This is a genomic window from Arthrobacter sp. Y3221157, from assembly GCF_059089865.1.
Map to the genome: position 1 here is coordinate 1 of NZ_JBNHFD010000121.1, position 7,250 is coordinate 7,250.

Annotated in this window: 8 protein-coding genes and 1 pseudogene; 4 read left to right on the forward strand and 5 right to left on the reverse strand. The window is 64.4% G+C overall.

Translation table 11 applies throughout. From position 1 onward, the window contains the following. Positions 1-204: pseudogene (locus AC5RTT_RS18960) on the forward strand (GNAT family N-acetyltransferase); the annotation flags it as partial. Positions 205-435: 231 nt separating this feature from the next. Next, entirely contained in the window at positions 436-564 is a 129-nt protein-coding gene (locus AC5RTT_RS18965; protein ID WP_494146487.1) for a hypothetical protein, read from the forward strand. Between the two features lie 280 nt (positions 565-844). Here AC5RTT_RS18965 and glnA read toward each other — a convergent pair whose 3' ends face one another. Further along, positions 845-2,269, reverse strand: a complete 1,425-nt coding sequence (glnA, locus tag AC5RTT_RS18970; protein WP_494011928.1) for a type I glutamate--ammonia ligase — start codon at positions 2,267-2,269, stop codon at positions 845-847. Positions 2,270-2,570: 301 nt separating this feature from the next. On the opposite strand from glnA, the gene AC5RTT_RS18975 reads away from it, so the two are divergent. After that, entirely contained in the window at positions 2,571-3,008 is a 438-nt protein-coding gene (locus AC5RTT_RS18975; RefSeq protein WP_494146488.1) for an RDD family protein, read from the forward strand. A gap of 32 nt (positions 3,009-3,040) precedes the next feature. Here the strand turns inward: AC5RTT_RS18975 and AC5RTT_RS18980 are convergent, their stop codons facing one another. The 4 genes from AC5RTT_RS18980 to lipB form a co-directional block, all read right to left on the reverse strand. After that, positions 3,041-3,397, reverse strand: coding sequence for a DUF3817 domain-containing protein (locus tag AC5RTT_RS18980; protein WP_494146489.1), 357 nt, complete (start codon positions 3,395-3,397; stop codon positions 3,041-3,043). A gap of 101 nt (positions 3,398-3,498) precedes the next feature. Beyond that, a complete protein-coding gene (locus tag AC5RTT_RS18985) occupies positions 3,499-4,251 on the reverse strand; it encodes a DUF4191 domain-containing protein (protein WP_494011925.1) in 753 nt (250 codons plus the stop codon). Between the two features lie 98 nt (positions 4,252-4,349). Further along, positions 4,350-5,369, reverse strand: coding sequence for a lipoyl synthase (lipA, locus tag AC5RTT_RS18990; protein WP_494146490.1), 1,020 nt, complete (start codon positions 5,367-5,369; stop codon positions 4,350-4,352). Continuing rightward, positions 5,366-6,043, reverse strand: coding sequence for a lipoyl(octanoyl) transferase LipB (lipB, locus tag AC5RTT_RS18995; protein WP_494146492.1), 678 nt, complete (start codon positions 6,041-6,043; stop codon positions 5,366-5,368). The genes lipA and lipB overlap by 4 nt, the downstream gene beginning before the upstream one ends. A gap of 130 nt (positions 6,044-6,173) precedes the next feature. On the opposite strand from lipB, the gene AC5RTT_RS19000 reads away from it, so the two are divergent. Further along, the coding region (locus tag AC5RTT_RS19000) for a serine/threonine-protein kinase (protein WP_494146491.1) at positions 6,174-7,250 on the forward strand (1,077 nt) is incomplete at its 3' end.

Below are 7,250 nucleotides of genomic sequence, written 5' to 3' on the forward strand. Positions count from 1 at the left end.
GCTGCCGTGGGGGCCGCCGCCCGGCTGACTGAGCGGCACCGCACCGGGGAGTCCGGCGTCGTGCTGTCCGTCAACGAAGCCAACCCCGCCGGACTTGCCGCCTACCGCGTTGCCGGATTCACTGACCACGGCCGCTACAACGGGGGCCCGTCCGGCCCGCAACGCACCATGTTCCGACGCTTCACGGATGCGGGAATGCGGTAACGGCGGCAGGGTGGCATTGCACTCCATGACGGATTGGCCGAGTATGTGGATTGGCGGTGTTCTTCAACCTTGTTGGGGGGAAGGCTGAATCAGTCTTCGTCTCGGGGGGCATTCGTCAGGGGGTCCGGCTCCCGGTCTCAGCACGTCAGGGGCCGGGCTCCCACCTTCGGGCAGCGCACCCGGCGCCATCGCGCAGGTGCGAACTTTTTTGGCGGGATTTATGCTTGGCCCATGTCTACCGATGAAGAGAAGGACCCTCCCGCGCCCGCTGATGTGGAAGGCAAGATCCCACGAAAGGTCCACGACCCGGACGCCCATGATCAAGAGGTGCCGACCGACGCAGAAGGCAACGGCACCTAGTCTTGCCGGGATAAGCCAAGAACCTTCATGAACAACGAAAGGCCCCGCGACTTGGGGGAATCGCGGGACCTCTCGGGCTACTCCAACATTGGGGGATTGCGAAGTAGCCGAACACAAAGTTACTGGGCAGTAGCGTAGTCTCGCAAATCGAGGTCCAGCCGTGGTGCGAACGGATACACGAAAGGCGGCTACACGTTTCTGAAAACATGTAGCCGCCTGAACTCGTTCTGGAATGTGCGGACGGTCTGCGGACTATCGCCGTGCCACCCGCATGATCAGGCTAGACGCCGTAGTAGAGCTCGAACTCGTAGGGGTTCGGGCGCAGGGACAGCGGGCGGATCTCGTTCTCGTACTTGTACTCGATCCAGGTGTCGATCAGGTCCTGGGTGAACACGCCACCGGCCTGCAGGAATTCGTTGTCCTCGCGGAGGGCCTCGAGGGCCTCCTCGAGCGTGCCCGGTGCCTTGGGGATGTCCTTGGCTTCCTCCGCGGGGAGCTCGTAGAGGTCCTTGTCGATCGGTGCGGGCGGTTCGATGCGGTTGCGGATGCCGTCAATGCCGGCCATCAGCTGGGCAGCGAAGGCCAGGTACGGGTTGGAAGAGGGGTCCGGTGCGCGGAATTCGATGCGCTTGGCCTTCGGGTTGCTGCCCGTAATGGGGATGCGGATACCGGCGGAGCGGTTGCCCTGCGAGTAGACCATGTTGACCGGAGCCTCGAAGCCCTTGACCAGGCGGCGGTAGGAGTTCACCGTCGGGTTGGTGAAGGCCAGGACGGCGGAGGCGTGCTTCAGCAGGCCGCCGATGTACCAGCGGGCGGTGTCGGACAGGCCGGCGTAGCCCTTCTCGTCGTAGAACAGGGGCTGGCCACCGTTCCACAGCGACTGGTGGCAGTGCATGCCGGAGCCGTTGTCACCGAAGACGGGCTTCGGCATGAAGGTCACGGACTTGCCCCAGGCATCTGCGGTGTTCTTGATGACGTACTTGAACTTCTGCAGGTCATCGGCAGCGTGGGTCAGGGTGGTGAACTTGTAGTTGATCTCAGCCTGGCCGGCGGAGCCGACCTCGTGGTGGCTGCGCTCGACCTCGAGGCCTGCTTCGTCCAGGGCCACGCACATGGCATCGCGCAGGTCAGCCTGCTTGTCGGTGGGGGAGACCGGGAAGTAACCGCCCTTGACGGGGGTCTTGTAGCCGAGGTTGCCGCCCTCTTCCTCGCGGCCGGTGTTCCAGTGTGCTTCCTCGGAGTCGATCTTGTAGAAGCTGCCCTGCGGGGAGGACTGGTACTGGACGTTGTCGAACACGAAGAACTCGGCTTCGGGAGCGAAGAATGCGGTGTCGGCGATGCCGGTGGACGCGAGGTAGGCCTCAGCCTTCTCTGCAACGCCGCGGGGGTCGCGGTGGTAGGGGTCACCGGTGCGGGGGTTGACGATGGAGAAGTTCAGCGCGAGCGTCTTTTCCATGCGGAAGGTGTCCAGGAACGCGGTGGTCACGTCCGGGATCAGCTGCATGTCGGACTCCGCGATGCCCTGGAAGCCGCGGATGGAGGAGCCGTCAAAGAGTTGGCCGTTGATGAAGAAGTCGGCGTCAACGCTCTTGGCGGGGACGTTGAAGTGCTGCTGCACGCCCGGAAGATCGGTGAAGCGGATATCGACGAACTTAATGTCTTCGTCCCTGATGAACTGGAGGACTTCGTCCGCAGTCTTAAACATCTATGCTCCTAACGCATATGTAATATCTGGCGTGCAAGCCATCTGATCCAGCGCAATCCGAAAGCAGGGAGAACCTGCAGTTATCCCTGCTGCGTTGTCCGTGCTGTGTGCTTGTCCCTGCCGGGGAATTGCTTGAAACTGCTAACAGCCTATGGACGCGGCATTTCCCGTCCATGTCCACATTGTTTCGGGCAAGTTACAGAATGCCCCGTTAGGGCAACGCTATCGGCAGTACGCATCATGTTCCAACGCTATCCGGCATGCGGGCAGTGCGCGGGAAAGAGGCCGGTAAACTTGGACAGTGGTAGATCGCAAAGACATTGGTTCCTGGCTCAGTGGACCGGACACCTCCGGCATCTCGAAGTACCCGGGGGAGCGGCTGGGACTCCCCGAATCCGGGCCCGGCTCCATCGCCCGGGCCGGCCGGCGCATCCTGGCGATCATGATCGACTGGGGCATCGCGCTGCTGATCAGCAACTTTGCCTTTGATGGAAACTCCTGGGCCACCCTGGCGGTGTTCGCCGTCGAGCAAACCCTCCTGGTGGGCACCCTCGGATACAGCATCGGGCACCGCGCCATGGGCATTGCCGTGGTGAAGCCGGGCGGCGGAGTCCCGGGCCCGCTGGCTGCCCTTGTGCGGGCCGTACTGCTTTGCCTGGTGATCCCCGCCGTCATCTTCGATCCCGACCAGCGCGGACTGCACGACAAAGCCATGAACACCCTGCTCATCCTCCGGTAACGGCCTCCGTGCACGGCCGGCCCTGACGCGCCCTAGAGGCGTGCGGACTCCCTCGGCGCCGTGGGGCTTGTCTCCGCAGGCACATCCCCGAGGTACCCCCGCTTACCTGCCCACCGCTCGAACAGGATGGTGGCGAACGGAAAGACCGCGGAAACACCCGCAAAAAGAGCCACCGTGAACGGCCAGCGCTGCAGCCTCCACAGGGCAAGCGCCGCAGCACCGTAGCCCACGAACAGTGCGCCGTGGATCGGCCCGGCTACCTGGACACCAATCTCGGTGGTGCCTGCAACCCACTTGAAATACATGCCGATCAGCAGGGCAGCCCAGCTGATGGCTTCGGCGACGGCGAGGATCCGGAATGCGCGGATGACCAGGTTCTTTAGTGGCATGGGAACGTCCTGTCCTTGATGCGGCAGTGGAAAGAGGTTGGCAGCTGCAAGAAAAATGCCCCGGCGGCCGGTCGGAACCGGTAACCGGGGCGTTCCCAGGCCTAGCGTCCGCGGTTGGGACGCGCCTTGTAGGGGTCGATGCCCTTCGGGATGGGGAGCCTGTTGCCCAGCGACGCGATGCGCTTGGAAACGGCGTTGACTTCGACCTTGGTCAGTTCCTTCTTCAGCTTGCCCATCTTCTTGGCAACCTGGCTGAGCGGCACCTGGCCCTCGCCGCGGCCGCTCTCGATCACGTGCACGGTAACGTTGGGCAGGATCCGCGCCAGGCGCTTCCGCTCGGCATCCAGCAGCGGCTTCACGCGGTGGCTGGGGCCTTCGCTGACCAGTACGACGCCGGGGCGGCCGATGGCGCGGAACACGGCATCCTGGGTGCGCGGGTTAACAGCAACGGGCTGTTCTTCCGTAATCCAGCCGCGGCGGAGGGTTCCGAGCGCGGCACCGGAGGCGCCAGGCTGGTTCTCGATCTGGGCGAAGGCGGCGCGCTCCGCACGGCGCGAGAGGATCAGGGTTGCGCCCAGTAAACCAAGCGGGATGCCGATGATCAGGCCCGTAATCCAGTTTTCCAGCCAGAAACCCACCAGGAAGCTCACGGCCACGACACCCAGGAACACCAGCAGCATCAGCCACGGCACCATGGGATCGTGCCGGCGGGTCATGGTGAAGACTTCGCGGATCTGCTTGAGCCTGCTGGGCTTCTTGGCTTTGGCTTCTTTCGGCTTGCGCGAGAAGAGGCCGCGCTTCACTGCGCTGGAGCCCGCCGGAGTGGAGTTGCTGGAATCAGGGGATTTCGCCATAGTGCCTCAATTCTACGTGACTTAAGCCAAGGGGCCGGACGCCGAATCATCGGCGTCCGGCCCCCGGGGCACGCTCTGGACTATGAAGTTGCTGCTTCCTAGGAGTGGGCTGCCAGCACGCTGGCGGCTTCCTGGCGGGTGGTGCCGGAGTCCTGGATGCCGTCGGCGATGTGGGCGAGTTCGGCGGGGATGTCGCGGCCTTTTTTGCGCATGGCGGTGGCCCAGAGCCGGCCGGCGCGGTAGGAGGAGCGGACCAGGGGCCCGGACATGACGCCGAGGAAGCCGATGTCTTCGGCTTCGTGCTGGAGGTCCAGGAATTCCTGGGGTTTGACCCAGCGGTCCACGGGCAGGTGCCGTTCACTGGGGCGCAGGTACTGGGTGATGGTGATCAGGTCGCAGCCGGCCTGGTGGAGGTCGCGGAGGGCTTCACTGATTTCTTCGCGGGTTTCGCCCATGCCCAGGATGAGGTTGGATTTGGTGACCATGCCCTGGTTCCGGCCCTGGGTGATGACGTCCAGGGAGCGTTCGTAGCGGAACGCGGGGCGGATGCGCTTGAAGATCCTGGGCACGGTTTCGACGTTGTGGGCGAAGACTTCGGGGTTGGAGTCGCAGATCGCGGTGATGTGGTCGGGGTTGCCGGAGAAGTCGGGGATGAGCAGTTCGACGCCGGTGCCGGGGTTCAGTTCGTGGATCTTGCGGACGGTTTCGGCGTAGAGCCAGACGCCTTCGTCTTCGAGGTCGTCCCGGGCGACGCCGGTGACGGTGGCGTAGCGCAGTTGCATGGACTGCACGGAGCGGGCCACTTTGGTGGGTTCGAACCGGTCCAGGGGTGAGGGTTTGCCGGTGTCGATCTGGCAGAAGTCGCAGCGGCGGGTGCATTCGGAGCCGCCGATGAGGAAGGTGGCTTCCTTGTCTTCCCAGCATTCGAAGATGTTGGGGCAGCCGGCTTCTTCGCAGACGGTGTGCAGGCCTTCTTTTTTGACGAGGTTCTTGAGTCCGACGAACTCCGGGCCCATCTGGACCTTGGCCTTGATCCAGTCGGGCTTGCGCTCCACCGGGACGGCCGCGTTGCGCTGCTCGATCCGCAGCATCTTCCGGCCTTCGGGTGCCAGTGTCACAGTAGAGCTCCTTCAGGGCTTGATACGAGTGCTTCTTCGTGCTTGCGGAATTCTTCCACAATGCGTTCAATGATGTGGGCCGGGCGGATGTCCTGCCCCGTCTCCAGGGACATGGTGGTCACTCCCGCATCCGTGATGCCGCAGGCGATGATCTGCCCGTAGGGTGCCAGGTCATTGCTGCAGTTAATGGCGATGCCGTGCATGGTGACACCGTTAAGTACCCTGATGCCAATGGCGGCTATTTTTCGGTCCGGACCCTTTTCGTCAGCCCTGATCCACACGCCGGCCCGGCCTTTGATGCGTTCGGCCTGAATGCCGTAGTCGGACATGACGGCGATCATTATCGCTTCCAGCCGCTCAACGTAGTCCCGGATTCCCGCGCGGTTCTTCAGCTTGAGGATGGGGTAGGCAATGAGCTGGCCGGGCCCGTGCCAGGTGAGCTTTCCGCCGCGGTCCACAGCCACAACGGGAGTGCCGTCGAAGGGCCGCTCGTGGTCTTCCGTGAGCTTTCCCGCGGTGTAGACGGCAGCATGTTCCAGCAATAGCACAGTGCTTGGTGCCTGGCCTGCGACTACTTTGTCATGGAGTTCGCGCTGGATGTCCCACGCCTGCTGGTAATCCACGAAGTCGGGGGCCAGACCCAGCTGTGAAAACTCAAGAGTCATGGCATCCAGCTTAGACGCCGCAGCGGCGCGTACCCGGTTTAGTGGCCAACCTCACCACCTCTGCCCGCACCCACTGGCGGAAGAGCGCCGCCTGTGGATAACTTCTGCAGGTTCCAGCGGATTCGAGTAGACATGAGGGATGGACGAGGCAACGGTTCCGCAGATCCCCGGTTACACCACGGGGCGGCTCCTAGGCCACGGCGGAAGCGCCACGGTCTGGCTGGGTACGGAAAACCAGACACGCCGGGAGTTCGCCCTGAAGTGCTTCCACCCCACCGGTAAGAACCGGCACGGGAGCGGGCGCCTGGCTGAAAACGCCGTACAGGAAGACGCCGTACAGGAAGACGCTGTACAGGAAGACGCTGTACAGCGGGAGATCCGCATCCTCTCCGTGCTGGACCACCAGCACCTCACCACCGCGCACCACGCCGTCCGCTTCGATTCCGGGTCCGGGGGCGGCACAGCGCTTGTCCTGGACTACGCCCCGGGTGGTTCTCTTGCCCATCTCGTTGCGGCCCGGGGCCGGCTGGGCATCGGGGAGACAGTCACGGTGTTGACGCCGATTGGCCAGGCGCTGGCGTACCTGCACGGCAAGGGGTTCACGCATTCGGACGTTGCGCCCGGAAACGTGCTGTTCACCGGCCAGGGCAAGCCGTTGCTGTCCGACGTCGGCATCGCGCGGATACTGGGCGATCCCGGCCGCGGGGGAGACTGGGGTACACCCGGTTTCGTGGATCCTGCGCCGGTGGATGCGGTGCGTGCCGGTCTGCAGCCGGAACGGGATGTCTACTCGCTGGCGGCCGTCGGCTGGTACTGCCTGACCGGCGCCGCGCCGCCCGTGACGGCCGAGCGCCCACCGCTGTCCCTGCTCGTTCCGGACGTGCCGAAGGAACTTGCCGCTGCCCTGGAATCCGGGCTCAACGAGGACCGGCGGCTCCGGCCGACGGCTGCGGCCCTGGCGGCTGCCGTCTATCGGAGCGCCCCGCCCAGCCCTGTCGACCTGGCAGCCTCTGTCCATCCCACCGTCCTTCCGGAACTGGTGACGCGCAGGCATGCCGCGCCGTCGTCCGGTCGGAACAGGATCATCCGGCCCGCCAGGCTCAAGGAAAAGCTGGATGGCTGGCATCGCAGAATGCTGGCGGCACGGTGGGCCAACGGACGGACCCCCGGTCCGCGGCTGCCGTTCCCGTCCACAGCCGCGGCGCCCGCTGCCCGC

Coding starts and splice junctions, on each gene's coding strand:
- AC5RTT_RS18985 (WP_494011925.1), bottom strand. CDS start 4,251: ATGGCGAAATCCCCTGATTCCAGCAACTCCACTCCGGCGGGCTCCAGC.
- AC5RTT_RS18965 (WP_494146487.1), top strand. CDS start 436: ATGTCTACCGATGAAGAGAAGGACCCTCCCGCGCCCGCTGATGTGGAA.
- AC5RTT_RS18980 (WP_494146489.1), bottom strand. CDS start 3,397: ATGCCACTAAAGAACCTGGTCATCCGCGCATTCCGGATCCTCGCCGTC.
- glnA (WP_494011928.1), bottom strand. CDS start 2,269: ATGTTTAAGACTGCGGACGAAGTCCTCCAGTTCATCAGGGACGAAGAC.